Source organism: Clostridium sp. 'deep sea' (assembly GCF_014931565.1).
Taxonomy (GTDB): Bacteria; Bacillota; UBA994; order PWPR01; family PWPR01.
In genome coordinates this window covers 3,177,058-3,194,310 of the sequence record NZ_CP063353.1, presented here as the reverse complement: position 1 = coordinate 3,194,310, position 17,253 = coordinate 3,177,058, and the positions used below count along the sequence as shown (strand labels likewise).

At 32.8% G+C, this 17,253-nt stretch carries 16 protein-coding genes, 2 pseudogenes and 1 riboswitch; of the genes and pseudogenes, 7 read left to right on the top strand and 11 right to left on the bottom strand.

All coding sequences use genetic code 11. The features are described from left to right. Window positions 1-10 precede the first annotated feature (10 nt). The 6 genes from IMX26_RS14880 to IMX26_RS14855 form a co-directional block, all read right to left on the bottom strand. Window positions 11-1,033, bottom strand: coding sequence for an iron ABC transporter permease (locus tag IMX26_RS14880; RefSeq protein ID WP_207729294.1), 1,023 nt, complete (start codon window positions 1,031-1,033; stop codon window positions 11-13). 16 nt (window positions 1,034-1,049) lie between these two features. Then, window positions 1,050-1,952, bottom strand: a complete 903-nt coding sequence (locus IMX26_RS14875) for a cobalamin-binding protein (protein WP_195159152.1) — start codon at window positions 1,950-1,952, stop codon at window positions 1,050-1,052. Continuing rightward, window positions 1,936-2,679: an AIR synthase related protein gene (locus IMX26_RS14870; protein WP_195159151.1), complete on the bottom strand. Its 744-nt coding sequence runs from the start codon at window positions 2,677-2,679 to the stop codon at window positions 1,936-1,938. Before IMX26_RS14870 ends, IMX26_RS14875 begins: the two co-directional genes overlap by 17 nt. A 2-nt stretch (window positions 2,680-2,681) precedes the next feature. Next, a complete protein-coding gene (locus IMX26_RS14865) occupies window positions 2,682-3,161 on the bottom strand; it encodes an ECF transporter S component (RefSeq protein ID WP_195159150.1) in 480 nt (159 codons plus the stop codon). Window positions 3,162-3,262: 101 nt separating this feature from the next. After that, a riboswitch (cobalamin riboswitch) is annotated at window positions 3,263-3,395 on the bottom strand. Between the two features lie 44 nt (window positions 3,396-3,439). After that, a complete protein-coding gene (locus IMX26_RS14860; RefSeq protein ID WP_195159149.1) occupies window positions 3,440-4,051 on the bottom strand; it encodes a methyltransferase domain-containing protein in 612 nt (203 codons plus the stop codon). Window positions 4,052-4,298: 247 nt separating this feature from the next. Beyond that, a complete protein-coding gene (locus IMX26_RS14855; RefSeq protein ID WP_195159148.1) occupies window positions 4,299-5,189 on the bottom strand; it encodes a sugar phosphate isomerase/epimerase in 891 nt (296 codons plus the stop codon). 146 nt (window positions 5,190-5,335) lie between these two features. Here IMX26_RS14855 and IMX26_RS14850 point away from each other — a divergent pair, with 146 nt between their 5' ends. The 3 genes and pseudogenes from IMX26_RS14850 (at window position 5,336) to IMX26_RS14845 (ending at window position 8,021) form a co-directional block, all read left to right on the top strand. After that, window positions 5,336-6,484, top strand: coding sequence for an aldo/keto reductase (locus tag IMX26_RS14850; RefSeq protein WP_195159147.1), 1,149 nt, complete (start codon window positions 5,336-5,338; stop codon window positions 6,482-6,484). A 481-nt stretch (window positions 6,485-6,965) separates the two neighbouring features. Then, window positions 6,966-7,457: pseudogene (locus IMX26_RS17705) on the top strand (peptidylprolyl isomerase); the annotation flags it as partial. A gap of 57 nt (window positions 7,458-7,514) precedes the next feature. Beyond that, window positions 7,515-8,021, top strand: a complete 507-nt coding sequence (locus IMX26_RS14845) for a peptidylprolyl isomerase (RefSeq protein ID WP_207729356.1) — start codon at window positions 7,515-7,517, stop codon at window positions 8,019-8,021. A gap of 96 nt (window positions 8,022-8,117) precedes the next feature. Here the strand turns inward: IMX26_RS14845 and IMX26_RS14840 are convergent, their stop codons facing one another. Then, on the bottom strand, window positions 8,118-9,176 hold the full coding sequence (locus IMX26_RS14840) for a M20/M25/M40 family metallo-hydrolase (protein ID WP_195159146.1): 1,059 nt from the start codon (window positions 9,174-9,176) through the stop codon (window positions 8,118-8,120). Between the two features lie 130 nt (window positions 9,177-9,306). Next, window positions 9,307-9,624 (bottom strand): annotated as a pseudogene (locus tag IMX26_RS14835) (GxxExxY protein); the annotation flags it as partial. Between the two features lie 265 nt (window positions 9,625-9,889). Between IMX26_RS14835 and IMX26_RS14830 the strand changes: the two are divergent. From IMX26_RS14830 to IMX26_RS18200, 4 genes are all read left to right on the top strand, one after another. Continuing rightward, complete coding sequence (locus IMX26_RS14830) at window positions 9,890-10,429, top strand: peptidylprolyl isomerase (RefSeq protein ID WP_195159145.1); 540 nt, start codon at window positions 9,890-9,892, stop codon at window positions 10,427-10,429. A gap of 623 nt (window positions 10,430-11,052) precedes the next feature. After that, entirely contained in the window at window positions 11,053-12,078 is a 1,026-nt protein-coding gene (locus IMX26_RS14825; protein ID WP_195159144.1) for a metalloregulator ArsR/SmtB family transcription factor, read from the top strand. 25 nt (window positions 12,079-12,103) lie between these two features. Further along, window positions 12,104-12,748: an MFS transporter gene (locus IMX26_RS18205; RefSeq protein WP_195159143.1), complete on the top strand. Its 645-nt coding sequence runs from the start codon at window positions 12,104-12,106 to the stop codon at window positions 12,746-12,748. Next, the gene (locus tag IMX26_RS18200; RefSeq protein WP_195161425.1) at window positions 12,736-13,386 is read left to right on the top strand and encodes an MFS transporter; all 651 of its coding nucleotides are present in this window, start codon (window positions 12,736-12,738) and stop codon (window positions 13,384-13,386) included. Before IMX26_RS18205 ends, IMX26_RS18200 begins: the two co-directional genes overlap by 13 nt. A 106-nt stretch (window positions 13,387-13,492) precedes the next feature. On the opposite strand, the gene IMX26_RS14810 is transcribed toward IMX26_RS18200, so the two are convergent. The 3 genes from IMX26_RS14810 to IMX26_RS14800 all read right to left on the bottom strand — a co-directional run bounded on the left by IMX26_RS14810 (window position 13,493) and on the right by IMX26_RS14800 (window position 17,054). After that, the gene (locus IMX26_RS14810) at window positions 13,493-13,813 is read right to left on the bottom strand and encodes a nucleoside triphosphate pyrophosphohydrolase (RefSeq protein WP_195159142.1); all 321 of its coding nucleotides are present in this window, start codon (window positions 13,811-13,813) and stop codon (window positions 13,493-13,495) included. 89 nt (window positions 13,814-13,902) lie between these two features. Continuing rightward, a complete protein-coding gene (locus IMX26_RS14805) occupies window positions 13,903-14,466 on the bottom strand; it encodes a nucleotidyltransferase family protein (protein WP_195159141.1) in 564 nt (187 codons plus the stop codon). Between the two features lie 584 nt (window positions 14,467-15,050). After that, window positions 15,051-17,054 (bottom strand): helicase C-terminal domain-containing protein, encoded by a 2,004-nt coding sequence (locus tag IMX26_RS14800; protein WP_195159140.1) that lies wholly within the window; start codon window positions 17,052-17,054, stop codon window positions 15,051-15,053. Window positions 17,055-17,253: the final 199 nt, after the last annotated feature.

Genomic DNA, 17,253 nt, shown 5'->3' with positions numbered 1-17,253 from the left:
TTGCTCTCCTTTATTGCCAGTACTTACCCTGTTGTTTTTTTAATAGATAAATAAAAAACGGACCCCCACATAATGAGGTTATTATACCCACTGGTAACTCTGTAGGGCTAAGTATTGTTCTGGCTATGGTATCGGCAATTATTAAAAAGTTTCCACCCCAAATAAACGATCTCCAGACTAGTTGTTTGTTGTTTGGACCGTGAATTAGCCTGATAATATGGGGTATTAATAGACCTACAAAGCCAATAACTCCACACAAAGATACGGCAGCGGCTGTTAAGAATGCTGATACTATTAATAGTAGTTTTTTTTCTTTTTCTACATTAACACCAAGCTGTTTGGCTTTGCTTTCACCCATTGTAAAAATATCTAAGATAACTGCCTTTTTATAGATAATTAAAAACCCGATTATAGGATAAGGCAGTATTGTTATAACATGAATCCAAGTACGGGCATTAAAACTGCCCATTAACCAGTAAACTAGCGGTTGTACTATATCATCACTAAAATATAACATTAAAGACATTACGGCACTAAGTATTGTACTTGTGGCAATGCCTGCTAATAGTAAGGTAACAATAGGAACTGTATTGCCTACCTTAGAAACACGATACACCAATAAAACCGTAAGTATTGCACCAATAAAAGCGAATATTGGCGTTAATCCTAAACCAAAAAGATTATTAAATCCAATATTTAGCTCTGATAATAGTATAATTGAAAAGCCTGCTCCTACTGAAGCCCCCGATGAGGCGCCAATTATGTAGGGATCAGCTAAGGGGTTACGTAAAATGGCCTGCAATACACAGCCAGCCATTGATAAACAGCCCCCTACTAAAAATGCTAATATTATTCGAGGTAGCCTTAACTTAAGCACAATAGTTATAGTGGATGAAGGCAAACCCTCACCACCTAAAAATATTGCTTTAAATATGTCTTGCACACTTACCTTTACAGAACCAATGTGCAAAGCAAGAACTATGCAAACTGCTGTTATTATAAGTGTTAGCATTAAATTCTTAGCAGTTCGCATAATTTCACCTCATGTTCTATTTAAATAGTTCTGGATACATGTATTCAGCTAAAAATTCGATAGCCTCCGTAATTCTTGGCCCTGGTCTGCTAAATACATCTACATCTACAGCCTTTACTTTTTTGTTTTGCACTGCTTTTATGTCTTTAAAGCCAGTTCGTAATTCTGTTTCTTCGGCTTTTTGTCCACCATGTCCTAATAAAATTATATCTGGGTTTCTTTCAACTATTTGCTCAGTACTTAAACTGGGCCAATCTGTTTTAGAATCTTCTGCTAGGTTTTTACCACCAGCAGCCACAATAACTTCGTGTAAGAAGGTATTTGGACCAACGGTCATTGGTGGCTCATGCCATACTTCGTAATAAACTAATTTTTTATCTTCGTCTTTAATATTGGCCACTTTTTCTTTTACAGCATTTACGCGAGCAGTTATATCATTTACTAATTGATCTGCGTTTTCGGCACTATTACATACTTTACCCATTAACTCTATTGCTTGATAAATGCTCTCAATATTTTGAGGATTTAAGACAACTACTGGTATACCAGCTTGGTCTAAAGCCTCTACTGTTTCTTGAGAGACTGTTGAAGAGAATACTACGTTTGGCTCTGCTGCAACTATTTTTTCAAGATTAGGGCCTTTAAAGCCACCAACTTTTTCTATGCTCTGGGATTCTTCAGGATAGTTACAAGAATCTGTTACACCTACAACTCTTTCTCCTAATCCTAAGGCAAAGAGCATTTCGGTAGCACTAGGTGCTAATGAAACAATTTTAGTTACCTCACCTTTAATAGTTATTTCTCGATTCATTTGATCAGTTATTTTTAGGTCGTTTGCTCTTGCTTTATTTGTATTACATGCAGCTAATAAAGCTATGCTAAGCATAAGTATTAGTAATACTCTAATATTCTTTTTCATTTTTACTCCTTACATAACCGATTAAGGTTATTTTATTATTTATTGCTGATTGAAGATGTTGTAATTCAATATCTCCAACTACAATTAAACACGTTGCTGGACCAGCTGATTTGTTTAAGTCTAGTTCGGTATTTACTAACTCAATATGGCAGTCATTATTAAGTGTAGCCTGTTTTAACTCAGAGTTAACTCCTCCGGAGCCACAAGGAATAATTTCATGGATATTTTTTAAACTTTGTAATTTCTTTATGGTGTTTACAGTAGGTAAGAGGCTTTTATGCTGTACTACCTCTGGACCTACTAAGGGTTTTCCTATTACAAAAATCTTGTCATTTAACTTTGTTTTATTTATTAAGGGTTCATTTAACAGCTCGCTAATTACAGTGATACCAATTGCTGTTACAGTTGCAGGAAAATTGCTTTCACAGCTTCCTGTAAGCTGTTGTTCTGTTAAGCTATAGTTTAACATTTCGCTCTTAATACCAGTCATTATATTTTGCGCATCTGCACTATCAAAAGGAAAAGATAAAGTACAGGATACAGCTATTGGCTGAGCATTTAAACATACCGCCTCTAGTAAAGCAACTCTAGCTGTTAAGGCACCCACTAATTTGGGGTCAACTTTAATATAGTCATGTTCTTTGTTACCAATAGATACACTATTATCGGCAGTTATTATTAAAGTTTTACTACTTGATTCTGTAACTAATGCGTCTCGATACTTCACAGTTATATCTTCTTTATTTTTTTAGGCATTGCTAGGGTTAAACCAGCTGCAGCCACTATATTTGCCACTGATGCAAATACTAATACAGGAACCATAGCCCACAATACTTTAAGGCTTAAATGGGGAAAAACTACCAAGCTTAAAGGCGAGGCTACGCCATTTAGTAAAGAAGCAAGAATAATAGCTGCAATTTTAGATTTTCTCCAAATAAACCCAAACACATAACATATTAAACCCATTTCAACAGCTAACACTAAGTGAACTGGTATAGTTAAATAAAAGCCTTGTAACATTGCCGTAAATAGATGTCCTATTGCACCCACAATACAGCCATCAAGGGGTGAAATCCAGGCAGCAGCAAAAAATCCAGGCATTGAGTCAAAAGCTGCAGTAGCAACTAGTCCAGAAAAGGGTTTGATATACGCCCCGATATAAGACATAGCAATTAACAGTGCCATTCTTACTAATCTCTTTGTTTTCATTTCTTTATCTCCTCTCCTAATTCAAACACAAAAAAACCCCTGAATTATCAGAGGAAATAAAATACATACTTTATCAATGCATCACCTCATTCCCCGAAGGTAACTAGCAACTATGGATAGGCAGGTCTCCTGACTTACAGCTTATGCTGCTTACAGTGGCGGGTCCGCTCAGGTTTTGCACCTGATTCCCTATTCTCCTTAAAATACTAAGGCACCTAAACATGCTAATATTCAATTTTCACCACTAATTATAGCTTAGTTTATAAAAAATTCAAGGCTTATTTTTTTATAGATAACCATAACCCATCATTCATAGGCAATAAGGCTGAGCTTAAGTTTTGTTGTTTAGTTAATAAGGTATTAAACTCACTCATATCATTAGCTAATTGTGGTGGAGCATTTAGTATTTCTACTAAAGCATCATGGGTTATTAAGGCTTTGCCTTTGTTTAAAATATTAATACAGTTACTAAGCATCTTGCTATACAGCTGTGGATAGGTATCTTGAAGTATTAAATCGAATTTTAGTTCACACGTTTGCACATATTGCTCTGCATTAGCTAAACATAAAGTAACGTTATCTTCACATTTTGCTTTACTAACATTTTTTTTAGCAACAGCCAGTACGTTTGAATTATTTTCAATAGAGATTATTTTACCACCATATGTTTTAGCTGCTAAGGCCATATAGATTGTGGCATAACCACAGCCTGTACCTAACTCTAAAATTTGTTTTGGTTTATGGGCTAAGATATAGCAGTATAAAAATCTACCTGCTTCTGCTCCTAAAGTTGGGTAAATTATCTTGCCTGTTACATTATTTTGCTCTATCTCAGCTAAAACACTGGGGCTTTTTCCATGCAAGCTATTAATATATTGGTTTATGTTCATGTTATTACCTCTCGCTAAATTATTAATAATAATTCGCTACGCTGGTTTTATTTAATAGAAGGTTTAAAAATCCTACATTACATTTAACCACTCTTTTATTATACAAGAACACAAAGGAAAATGAAGATGTTATTGCTTAATAAAAGTTCTTACGCCTCAGCACTATAATCTGGAGTCATTCCATGTTGTATTAATGATAATTTATTTTATAATGATAAGTAATTTAATTGTATTAGTAACACATGTTCTAGCTTAAAATACCCTCTATCCAGTCGTAACATTCTTGTAGTTGTTTGGCATTAACTGCATTTGACCAGTGCTCGTATAAAAGCTTAAAGCTATTATTGTGTTCTTTTATTTTATTTAAATAGGTCTCAACATCCGCCCAACCCTCTTTTGGGCTTAGGCTAGGTAAGGCTGGATAGTGGTTTAGTCCTTTTTCAATGCTAAGATTAGATAAATGAACTAAATAGGTATGTTTTGCGTACTGATTAATAAAGCTATCTACCTTAAAGTATTTATCTAGCTGTGTTTGTAAATGAAGCCTTGGGATATCTAAACAGATTTTAATTAATGGATAACTGGTAATTAGCTCATAAAATTTTTTGTTATCATAGATATACTTATTTACTAAGTCGAACTCTAAAACAGGAGTAAAACCATACGCTTTTGCTTGCTTTGTAAGCCAAATAAAAAACTCCTCACTTTTTTGCATAAACATTTCATACGGATAGTCTGTTTCGTTATAAAACTCACTGGTATCTGCAAATCTCCAGCTACTCCAGTCTACTCTTTCATCTAGGAGCATGGGTTTTGGAAAATGTATTAATATATAGTTAGGTTTATACTGTGAAATATACTCTATTTCTCTCTCTAAATAATTATAAGACTCCTTCTGACAGTTTTTGTTTTTGGATAAAAACTGGGCATCTCTTAGCTTCCACTGCCCTGCTCTCATTGGCATATGAACACCATAACTAAAATTATTCTTTTTAGCTTCTTTCATTAACTCAGCTATATCGTTACTATCACTTATTGAGCATATCTCAACACCAAAAAAATACTCTCTAAAATCTCTATCTTGTTTACTTAAGTCATATTTTCCATAATGTCCTATTAAAAATCTATTTTTAACCATTATTTTTCCTCATTTAATTATTATAATGTTATATATTAATTTACCACATAAGTTTGTACAGTTGTATTACTTGTCAGAAATAATTGGATAATGATATAATTGTTTAGGTACTCTAAATTAATTTATGGTATTTAGGAGGTTGGATTATGCATTATAGAAGTTTTCCATGTGCACCAGATAAAAAGATTTCAGTTTTAGGTTTTGGTTGTATGCGTTTGCCTCACCTAAATAACGACAGTGGTCAAATTAACGATGAAGAAGCTCTAAAAATGGTTCGCTATGCTATAGATAATGGAGTTAATTATATTGACACAGCTTACCCTTACCACAAAGGAACTAGTGAAAAGTTTGTTGCTAGAGCCCTAAAGAATGGTTACAGGGAAAAGGTTTATTTGGCAACAAAACACCCTGTGTGGTTAGTAGAAGAATATGCTGATTTTGAAAAGTATTTAAATGAACAGCTTGCTAATCTTGAGACTGATTATATAGACTTTTACATGTTACACGCTTTAAGTGCTGAGCGTTGGCAAAAAATTAGAGATTTAGGGGTTATTAAATTTTTAGAAGAGGCTCGTGCCAAAGGCAAAATTAACCACTTTGGGTTTTCATTTCATGACGAGCTTGCTGTATTTAAAGAGATTATTAATTCTTACCCTTGGGATTTTGCCCAAATTCAGTTAAACTTTATGGATACCGAGTATCAGGCTGGCTTAGAGGGTCTAAACTACGCAGCTGATAGAGGCATTGGAGTTATTGTAATGGAGCCACTACGTGGTGGTAGTTTAACTCGCAGTGTTCCTAATGATATTAAAGATATTTGGGAGAAGGCCGAAACCAAAAGAACACCTGCTGAATGGTGCTTTAAATGGGTTGCCAACCACCCTAGTGTTGTTACCATATTAAGCGGTATGAGTACAATAGAACAGGTTGAAGAAAATGTTACTAAAGCAGATGACTTTTTAGCTAACTCCTTAACTGATTTTGAATTAGAGCTTATAACACAGGTACGCAATATTTATATTGAGAGAACAAAAGTTAACTGTACAGCTTGTGAGTATTGTTTGCCATGTCCTGCAGGGGTTGCTATTCCAAAGGTATTTACTTTGTACAATAACGCTAATATTTATAACGATTTAGAGGGTGCCTCTCGTTCTTATAAAGCCTTTATGATTGAAAAAGAGATTGATGCTAGTAAGTGTGTAGAGTGTAATAAATGCCTTAGTGCCTGTCCCCAAAACATAAAAATTCCTACTGTACTAAAAGAGGCCCATAGTTATTTAACTAAAGCAAAGTAGCTAAGCCTAATAATAGACCAAAGTGGCTGGCCTTGTGTCAGCCTTTCTTATTATTTGGCAACTACTTAAAGGGTTGAAATATTTTCATTACAATTTTGGTGATAATCTTAGTTTTTAGTAATAATAAGGCAAATTTATTTATTGATTAAATCTAAATTACTTGTTACGTAATGATTAAAGTATGATATTATTTTTATAGTTATTAGTGAAACAATTATACTAATGCTACAGTCTTTAATTAAAGCCTTGTGCTTACAATAATAATATAAGGTAGTTTTAAGATAATAAGGTGGTGTTGCTTTTTACAATTTAACTCAATTATTAAATAACAATATATTAGGAGATAAATATGAAAAATAAAATGCTAGTAGTTTTAGCTACTATTTTAGTCTTTTCGCTGTTTTTAACTGCATGTCAGCCACAGGATAACAATAGCCAACCGCCAACTGATACTTCTAACAATCCTGTAGTTACTTTTACCATGAAAAGTGGAGATGTGTTTAAGGTTGAGCTTTATCCTGAAATTGCCCCCAATACTGTAAATAATTTCATTTATTTAGTTAAGGAAAAGTTTTATGATGGTTTAACTTTTCACCGCATTATGCCAGGCTTTATGGCTCAAGGTGGTTGCCCTAATGGAAACGGAACTGGTGATAATGGTTATAGTATAAGAGGTGAATTTAGTGGTAATGGCTTTGAAAACACCCTTAAACATGAAGAGGGTGTTTTCTCAATGGCTCGTAGCAAACTACCAAATTCGGCTGGCACTCAGTTTTTTATTATAGATAAAACTGCAGCTCATTTAGATGGTCAGTATGCTGCCTTTGGTAAGGTTATTGAGGGATTAGAGAAGTTTAAAAATATTATGAAGGTTGAGCTCAAATCAAATAATGAAACACCTGTTGAGCCACCTGTTATAGAGTCTATAACTGTGGATACTAAAGGTAAGGAATACTCTGAGCCCGAAAAGCTTATTTTTACCACCGAGGTTCCCTCTTATGATAAAGAGCTACCTGTTGTAACAATTGAAATGGAAGATGGTAAAAAAATTGAAATAGAGCTTTATCCACAGCTTGCACCTAATACTGTTAATAACTTTATTAGTTTAATTAATGAAGGCTTTTATGATGGTTTAAGCTTCCATCAAATTTACTCTGAATTACTCATTGCCGGTGGAGCTCCTGAAGTCGGTGGTGCTGGAGACCCTGGTTATAGTATAAAATCAGAATTTAATAATCTTTCACAAACTGCGGGTGTTTTATCTATGGCAAGATCTAGTTACACAGAATCAGCTGGTTCTCAATTTTTAATAGCTGATATGGACATAAGTGAAACTAATACTAATTATTTAAATGACTTTTTATTCACAGCATTTGGCAAGGTAATAAACGGTGCAGAAAACGTAAGAGCATTATCTAAAACTAAAATAGTTAATGAGCAATACGGTGCTCCTGAAAATCCACCTAAAATGAAAAAAGTTACAGTTGATACTAAAGGTGTAGAGTATCCTGAGCCTGAAAAGATAACAAAAGAATAACTTATTATTTAATTAGATTTTATATAAAGCACGATATTCTAAACGTAATAGTTAGAATATCGTGCTTTTATTATGAGTATAAAATTGTCTTTACTTCTATGCTTTTAATAATCTAAAATCCTCTTCACCTGTTAAACTTAAAATAAACTGGGTTAATATCTCTATTTCTTGTTCTATATCGTTTGTATTGGCAAGCTCTACGGGTGAATGCATGTATCTTATTGGTAATGATACTAAAGCAACAGGTACCCCTTTACAGCTCACTCTTATTTTATCGGCATCTGTTCCTGTGCTTCGTGGGGTTAATTCGTATTGTACTGGTATATTATTTTTGCTTGCTACTTCTGCTAACAAGCTATTGGCTACTGGGTTTATGGGGGCACCTTTGGCTAATACTGGACCACCTGCTATTTTAACAGTTCCATGTTTTTTATTATTGACATTAGGGTAATCGGTAGCAAAGGTTACGTCACAGGCTATTCCTAGGGTTGGATTTATGGAACTACTAGCAAAGTAAGCACCACCCATATTGGTTTCTTCATTAACTGTGCTTACAGCATAAACTCCTACTTTAGGCTCAGCTTTCGCTACTCTTTTTAATACCTCTGCCACTATAAAAGCACCTGTTTTATTATCTAAACCTCTACCCACAATATTGTCATTTAACATATAGCTATAATTGGTGTCGTATATAACATAGTCACCTATGTTAACATGCTTCAACATATCCTCTTTATCTATAGCACCACAATCAATATAAATATCTTCAAGTTTTAGGTTGTCACCTACCCCACCGTGGTGTTCTGCTGGCACCCCAACAACACCATAAATTGGTCCATTTTTACCTAGTACTTTAACTCTCATGCCTAAAGCTATTTTATGGCTTATGCCTCCAGCTTTTATGACGGATAAAAATCCATTGTCATCTATGTAACTTACTACAAAAGCTATTTCATCACAGTGTCCTGCCAACATTACCTTAAACTCATTATTAGGGTTTAAACAAGCAATAACATTGCCAACTGCATCGGTTTGTATTTTGTGGGCAAATTGTTTTGTGTAGTTTATCCACTTTTGTTGTATGGCATATTCTGCACCAGATGGTGAGGGGGTAGTTATTAAATCTTGCAAAAATTGTTTTGATTCTTGATTCATTTTTATTCCTCCGTATCTTTAAATATTACCTTACTTATCAGTATAGCAAAATTAAACCGCAAAGAGCGCAAAGATAATGAAGAGATACAGCTTATTGAAATGGAAGCTTATTTACCAAAACCTATAGATATTATATTTTGTATCTATTCACAACTCTTTTAATGCCATTCTTTAAATATTTTACATTAAAATTAGCCAATAATCCCAGCATTTTGTTGGATAATTTTAAATACGTCATAATTTGAGCTAAATGCACATCATTAATTTGCTTAGTAGATTTTATTTCAACTATAATACAGTCTTCTGCCAAGATATCTATCCTATATCCACATTTCAATTTTATGTTCTTGTATATTACTGGTATTTCCATTTCAACCTCTACCTTTAGACCTCTTAATGATATTTCATGTGCTAAACATTGCTTATATGTATTTTCTAACAATCCAGGGCCAAGTGTATTTCAAAAGCACAATCTAAAACAGTTTTAAAGTGTTCTTCCAAAATTTCATTCTCCTTAAGCAACCTTTACGTGAAACTACTTAGAACATTTACACGTTCACACTAATTAATAATAAGCCCTTCTTATATCTTAGCGAACTTTGCGGTTATTAATAAATATATATATAATTAACATATTTTGCAAACTAATTTTAAAATATTAGCATTTAATGTTACTATATCTATGACAAAACTACATTTAGGAGATTTATATTATGAGTAATCAAAACCCTATTGTTACTATAACAATGCAAGATGATTCTGTAATTAAAGCAGAATTATATCCAGAAGTTGCCCCAAACACAGTTAACAATTTTATAAGCTTAATAAACAAAGGTTTTTATAATGGTTTAACATTTCATAGAATTATTCCTGGTTTTGTAATTCAAGGTGGTTGCCCAACAGGTAACGGTACTGGTGGACCAGGTTATGGAATTAAAGGTGAGTTTAATAATAACGGTGTAAAAAATGATTTAAAACATGTTGAGGGCGTTTTATCTATGGCTAGAGCTCAGCATCCAGACTCTGCAGGATCACAGTTTTTTATTATGGATAAACCTGCTCCACATTTAGATAATAACTATGCAGGATTTGGTAAGGTTATTGAGGGAATGGATGCCGTTAAAGCTATTGTTGATAGCCCATTAATTAACCCACGTATGGGAAACCCTGTAGAGGCACCAATCATTAAGGAAATGACTGTGGATACTTTTGCAGTAGAGTACCCAGAACCAGAAACAAATAACATGAGATAATTATTTGAGAGTCGCCTTAGGGCGACTCTGTTATTTTAAACTTAATATAGCATTATTAAACTTATTAATAAACCATTAATTCTCTTTTTATTTTATATTATGCTTTAATTACTAATATTTTACATGTTATAATGTATATATGATAATGAGGGAGGTTTCAGTAATGAAATTTTTAGTTAATCCAAAAGACTCTATCTTAGCTTTAGGTTGTAGAAATTATTTAAACTGCACATCCTATGGTGGCTGTAGAAGTTACCACTGTTATAATTTTAGTTATTAACAATTTGCTACTTAAATAATTTTAATAATTTATATTCTAAAAGTGAGGTTTTAAGATGATTTTTTTAGTTAATCCATGTAAGCTTCAAGTTGAAGAGCCAGTTTATCCATGTAGTAAGTATTTTCATTGCTCAAATGTGTGGGGATGTGTTGACTTTACCTGTATCTCTTATCTATAAATAATTACTCTATTTTATTAAAAACAAGGCCAGCAAGGTTTTAGCCTTGTTTTTTTATTTTAAAGCAATAATCGATTTAGTGATATTGATTATCATTATTGACATATAACTAGAGCTATTTTATAATTACATTAGATATTCATCTAACACAAAGGAGTTTAATTAATGTCTAATAATATTATAATGTATAACCTTAACTATGAATTTTTTAGCTCTATTTTAAGCCTAGTTAAAACTAAACAAGGTATTACTCCTACAAAAAGCAATTATGCTGAAGTTAAAGTAATAAATAATTTCTACCATAATTTAGAGACAAACATGGACTTAATAATGAAACAAGATTTTGACTTAGTGTTTTTAAACTTTTCAGGAATATTTATTGCGCTTTATGAGATTGCCAATGAGTTTAAAAGCATTGAAGATTGTTTGCTAGAATTAGAGAATATATCTACACATGACTTGCTTAACAGGTATTTACGTAGAATACATGTTGACCTAACTGTTTTAGACAATGACAATGTCCTAAAATTAGCAATTGATAAAAACCCTATTACAGATATAAAATCTACTGATGCTGAAAGCTTTCTTTTATACAAACATAATCCAGTGGAAATTAAAAGAAGGTACTGTTCTATTTTTAAAAATTATTACCATAAATACTTTAAAGAGTTTGTTCCTCATGTTAAGGAGTATTTAAATAAAACTGTTAAGAAACATCAAGAAATTTATGATATAGATCAAGATCGTTTTTTTAACGAGATAATTTGGTATAAATCTGAGAATGAGTATAAAACTGATAAACCTATATACCTATATACAATGTATTTTTCTTATGCTGGTCAGGCGTTATGGAATTTTGAAGATGCTTATTACCATCATTACGGCTTTACGCTAATTGAGAGGCTAAACGTTCAAGCAAATGAAAAACACGTTGCAAGGCTTTTTAAAACTCTAGCAGACCCAAAAAGATTACAAGTTCTTAAACTCTTAGCTAAAGCAACTCGCTATAGCAAAGAGCTAGCCGAAAAATGTGAGTTAACTGCAGCAACCACCAGCTATCATATGAAAAAATTAGTGGAAGTTGGATTAGTAAAAATAGAATGGCATCATGATAATAAGGTGCATTATTCTCTAAATAAAAAAGCATTAGAATCAAAGCTTTATGAAGCAGTTAAGATAATTATAAATTAATGAACATGATAGAAAGGCTAAAAGAATGAATCTTAAAGATATTAAAGGTAAAAACCCTATACTTCTGCTTTTAGGTCAACTAGTATCTACCTTAGGAAGCAGCATGCAGTTATTTGCTTTATCTCTTTATGTGCTTGATACAACTCAGTCTGCTACTATGTTTTCTAATGTAATACTGCTTAGTATGATTCCACGCATTGTTTTGGGACCGTTTGCAGGGGTGCTAGCAGACAGAGTAAGTAGAAAAAAGTTAATTGTAATACTCGATGCTATAGCAGGATTTCTTACTTTTTTGTTTGTAGCTCTCCTGTATTGTAATAACGGCTTGAGCCTTACTCAAATATATATTTTCACTTTACTGTTAGGCATGATTACTGTTTTATTTGAGCCGGCTACAGCTGCCATTATTCCAGATATTGTTGAAAAAGAACAGCTTGCTACTATAAACTCTGTGAGACGTTTAATACTGTCTTTTACAACCATTTTAGCACCATTGTTAGGTGGAATTCTGTACTCACAACTAGGTCTTTTAATTGTAATGGTATTGAATGGGATTAGTTTTTTTCTTTCATCAATCTCTGAAATGTTTATAAGTGTTCACAAAGAGAGTGTTCACAAAGCTAAAAAGAATCATTTTTTAAATCTTTTGCTGAGGGCATTAGTTTTTTAAGACAAAAACCAGTATTACAAATCCTAACAATGGGATCAGTTATAATAAACTTTACTATAGCTCCAGTATCAATGATAGCTTTTCCTTATGTACTACGACAAAATTTACAAGTAGGAGATAATTTATATGGTATAGCTCGCTCTCTAATGATGACTGGACCAATTATAGGATCTTTACTGGTTAGTAAATTCATGAAAAAATATGACTTTAAAAAGTCGATTCCTGCGCTCTATTGCATATGTGGAATTTCATTTATTTTTGCTGGCATTACTGTAATTCCAAATATGTTTCCATTTGGCTTTTGGGTAGCTTATATAGGAGTTATTATTTCTTCTTTTATACTAGGGGCTCTAATTACAATGGCATCAGTAATATCTATTACTGCTCGTCAAAAAATTATTCCAGGACATATGATGGGTAGAATATCTGCGGTTATGAGTACTTTTATATTATCATCTATTCCACTAGGTCAAGCAATTATGGGTAGAATGTTAGATAAAATACCAGCTTATTTTTGTATATTAATTTTTTCAGTCTTAGTGCTGATGGCCAGCCTGATATCTCGACTTTTATTTAAAAAAATGATTAATCAAAACAATATACTGCAGCAAACTCAGTTTGAGAGTGTATCCTCTTAGTATTTTTAAGATTTTCACAAAAAGAAGCTTAGATGGATAATTATTGTATAGCACTATGTAAATAGAAAAATCAATATTATACAATAATTATCCATACCCTATTTAATCAACCTTTTTTCGAGGAAACTTCTAGCAGTAAAAGTCGTTTATTAAAACCACCATTAGTTTTTAGCTTTGTTTTTCTAATAGTTTCAAACTCTTCTATACTTATGCCTTGATACTTTAATAAAGCATAGATTACCTCAACCACATCGGCTAGTTCATCTGGATTTTGGCTTTCATAATATTCATTAATCTCTTCGTTGAGTTTTAGGTTTAAATAGCGTAGATATTCGGTATCATTTAACTCTTTGGTATTGCATTTTTTACCTTGTTGTTTTATTATTTGGGGTATTTTATCTCTTATAAGCTTATTATAAATAATCATAAATTACTCTCCTTAGTTTAACTTCTGTAATTATGATTAGCCTATATTGATTTTTTATGCTAAAGACTTTTCATTTAATCACTTAAACGTTAGCTTCTTATTACTGTAAGGTTCGGCCATTTTTTCACCATATCTTTGCTTTTTAAACGCTCTTCAAAGATTTTTTGACTTATTCTTTTTTTATTTCTGCGTAAAGTAATATTAAACAAATCGTCTAATCCTAAAGGTGCTATTACCTGCATTTGATTATTTGGGTTTAAATAAACTGCCACGCTAGTTGCGGGCTCGGGCCATGTTGAAATGGCATCTTCTATACTAGTATAGGGTTTAACCTTTATGCCAAATTTCTGCTCATACCATTCATGTACTAAAGCTTGGTTTTTAACATCCCATTCTACATTTAAACCTAATTTATTTAGTTGTTGTTCATACTCTTCTTCTTTAATTCTATCTTCTTGTTTATTGAAGTAAGCTAGATCTATATCCTTGTATTTAACTGTATTAATATTATGTAAATAAGACCAGACAGTATCTCTTATAGACCCCGCTCCTACACAATAGTTTTTTAAACCTAACCTGTGAGCAGTTTCAAGGTACATCATAAATTTAGGGTTTGAGTTTAGTATTTTGATTAAGTCTTGTTTGTATTTCATTTTTTCTCCTTGGTAATTATTATGGGTTTTACTCATTAACCTACAGCGGTACGCATGCAATGCGTACCCTACATGGGTACAATTTTCATAAAAATAATTGCTATTTTTGTAATGGGTTTAGGTACTATTATAGATATTATTATGGTAATATTACTCATTAACCTACGGCGATACGCATGCAATGCGTACCCTACATGGGTACAATTTTCATGAAAATAGTTGCTGTTTTTGTAATGGGTTTAGGTATTATTATGGGTTTTACTCATTAACCTACGGCGGTACGCATGCAATGCGTACCCTACATGGGTACAATTTTCATGAAAATAGTTGCTGTTTTTGTAATGGGTTTAGGTATTATTATAGATATTATTATGGTAATATTACTCATCAACCTACAGCGGTACGCATGCAATGCGTACCCTACATGGGTACAATTTTCATGAAAATAGTTGCTGTTTTTGTAATGGGTTTAGGTATTATTATAGATATTATTATGGTAATATTACTCATTAACCTACGGCGGTACGCATGCAATTCTTACCCTACATAGGTACAATTATTTGTAACGTTTTGCATGTTTACCCCTACAGGGGCTTAATATCTTTAATTTCATTATCTAGTGATATTTGAGGTAATGCTTTTATAAAATTACTGCCATAACGTTTTGAAACAAGTCGTTTATCAGTAACAATAACTAGGCCGCTATCACTTTTGCTTCTTATCAGTCTGCCAAAACCTTGTTTAAAATGTAGTACTGCTTGAGGTAACATATATTTGCCAAAGGGATTGCCGCCAGTTGCTTTTATTTTATCCATTCGGGCTTCAGCCAAAGGATCATCTGGAACTGGAAATGGTAATTTAGTGATAATAACGCACCTTAAGCTATCACCAGCTACATCTACACCCTCCCAAAAAGATGAAGTACCAAACAAAATGGCGTCACCATCACTTTTAAATTTTCTTATTAGCTCGCTTCGTGATGTTTCACCCTGCTTTAAAATAGTTTTATTGTCTACTAAAAGTTTGCTTGCAACTAAATTATGAACACTATCTAACATTTTATAAGATGTAAATAATACGAAAATTCCACCTTTAATTTTGTTGCGTGCCTCTAACACAGTGTTAGCTATATAGTTTTCATACTTATTTATATTATTAAAGTCTGGTTCCAAAGCATCATTGGGTACTATTAGTTTTGCTTGTTTTTCATAATTAAATGGTGAATATATTATATTGGAGTTATAGTTTTCGACACCCATTCGGTAAGCAAAGTAGTTCATATCTGGCACAGCTAGGGTAGCTGAAGTACATACAATTGGGGTTTCATGGGTGAATATTCTTTCATTCATCATTTCAGCAATATTTAAGGGAGCAGCAAAGGCCGCTGGATAATTGCGTGATTCAACCCAATATACATAGTCACTACCTTTGGCATTTAATACAAAATCAATATTATCAGCTATGCCCTGAAAATTAAGGCGCAACCTTTCTATTTCTGCTGCAGTAGTTTCATCTATTGCCATGTTATTACTCATTTTATCTGTAATTTCTATAAGCTCTGTTAGCGTATCATTTAAACTATTTTCAACCTCTTTAATTTGTAATGGTGACACTCTTTTACTCATTGAGCTACCATTTAATTTCTCTATATTCTGCATCAGCTCATTTGATTTGGCAAAATACTGCTGATTTAACTGTGCGGCATGATTTAAGGTATAGCCACATTCAGTTAAGGCTGTGCGTACAACTTCACGCTTTAACATGTTTTGTAGCCATGCTGCTGGCTGATTAACGCTTTTTGAGTCTACCGTTATAGAAAAGGCACTTGTTGCTGCATCTTCTACATGGTGAGCCTCATCAAACACTACGTAGTCGTAGGTAGGTAGTATTCCGCCTTCTTCTTGAGTTGTATCTCCTCTTAACATTAAATCTACAAAAAACAAGGCGTGATTAGCAATTACTATATCTGCTTTATGAAGCTCTTTACGTGCTTTTTTAAACTGACATTTAAACTCATAAGGACAGCTATCTTCTAAACAGGTTTCTCTACTAGAGCATACTTCATTCCAAACACTAGGCATTACTGAGGTAGTTAAATCTGCACGATCCCCAACCCTAAGTCCAGAGCCATCATATACTTCATCTAATAACTCCCGATAGTTTAGGGCTTCCTCAGCGGTACTAAATAATCCTGCTATACTATTTAGTACATTCATCACTCTATTTTGACACAAATAATTACTTCTACCTTTAGCTATAGCTACTTTAAAATCTTCATCTAGTATTTTTTGCAGTAAAGGTATATCTTTTTCTATAAGCTGTTGTTGAAGGTTAATAGTATAAGTAGATATAATCGCTTTTTCTTTTAATTCATTAGCTTTAATGATAGATAATAAAGCCAGAATATATGCTAAGGATTTGCCTGTTCCTGTTCCTGCTTCAATTAATATATGCTTTTTTTTATATATTCCATTTAATATTGCCCTTATCATTTCGTACTGTTGAGGGCGATCCTCATAGTTTGGAAAAAAAGATTTTATTTGATTTAAGTAACTTTCTAGTTTTTGTTTTACAGCCTTAACATGCATGTTATCGCTCCAGTGTTAACGATTTTTTGATACAGTTGCAAACAGGGTTCACATTTATGTGCCCCCTTTACTATGATTATATTTTACCAGAATATTGACCTAAATTGCATAAAAAAGGCGAAAATATTTTCGCCTTTTTTAATGAACCATTTAGATAATAAATGTTTTATTTATTTTTAATACAGTATTTTAGATGTCA

What these genes read in the sequence shown, in the direction of transcription:
- IMX26_RS18205 (WP_195159143.1), top strand. Translation starts at nt 12,104, where the DNA reads ATGAATCTTAAAGATATTAAAGGTAAAAACCCTATACTTCTGCTTTTA.
- IMX26_RS14840 (WP_195159146.1), bottom strand. Translation starts at nt 9,176, where the DNA reads ATGAATCAAGAATCAAAACAATTTTTGCAAGATTTAATAACTACCCCC.
- IMX26_RS14845 (WP_207729356.1), top strand. Translation starts at nt 7,515, where the DNA reads ATGGAAGATGGTAAAAAAATTGAAATAGAGCTTTATCCACAGCTTGCA.
- IMX26_RS14880 (WP_207729294.1), bottom strand. Translation starts at nt 1,033, where the DNA reads ATGCGAACTGCTAAGAATTTAATGCTAACACTTATAATAACAGCAGTT.
- IMX26_RS14825 (WP_195159144.1), top strand. Translation starts at nt 11,053, where the DNA reads ATGTCTAATAATATTATAATGTATAACCTTAACTATGAATTTTTTAGC.
- IMX26_RS14810 (WP_195159142.1), bottom strand. Translation starts at nt 13,813, where the DNA reads ATGATTATTTATAATAAGCTTATAAGAGATAAAATACCCCAAATAATA.
- IMX26_RS14805 (WP_195159141.1), bottom strand. Translation starts at nt 14,466, where the DNA reads ATGAAATACAAACAAGACTTAATCAAAATACTAAACTCAAACCCTAAA.
- IMX26_RS14855 (WP_195159148.1), bottom strand. Translation starts at nt 5,189, where the DNA reads ATGGTTAAAAATAGATTTTTAATAGGACATTATGGAAAATATGACTTA.
- IMX26_RS14865 (WP_195159150.1), bottom strand. Translation starts at nt 3,161, where the DNA reads ATGAAAACAAAGAGATTAGTAAGAATGGCACTGTTAATTGCTATGTCT.
- IMX26_RS14860 (WP_195159149.1), bottom strand. Translation starts at nt 4,051, where the DNA reads ATGAACATAAACCAATATATTAATAGCTTGCATGGAAAAAGCCCCAGT.
- IMX26_RS14875 (WP_195159152.1), bottom strand. Translation starts at nt 1,952, where the DNA reads ATGAAAAAGAATATTAGAGTATTACTAATACTTATGCTTAGCATAGCT.
- IMX26_RS14830 (WP_195159145.1), top strand. Translation starts at nt 9,890, where the DNA reads ATGAGTAATCAAAACCCTATTGTTACTATAACAATGCAAGATGATTCT.
- IMX26_RS14800 (WP_195159140.1), bottom strand. Translation starts at nt 17,054, where the DNA reads ATGCATGTTAAGGCTGTAAAACAAAAACTAGAAAGTTACTTAAATCAA.
- IMX26_RS14850 (WP_195159147.1), top strand. Translation starts at nt 5,336, where the DNA reads ATGCATTATAGAAGTTTTCCATGTGCACCAGATAAAAAGATTTCAGTT.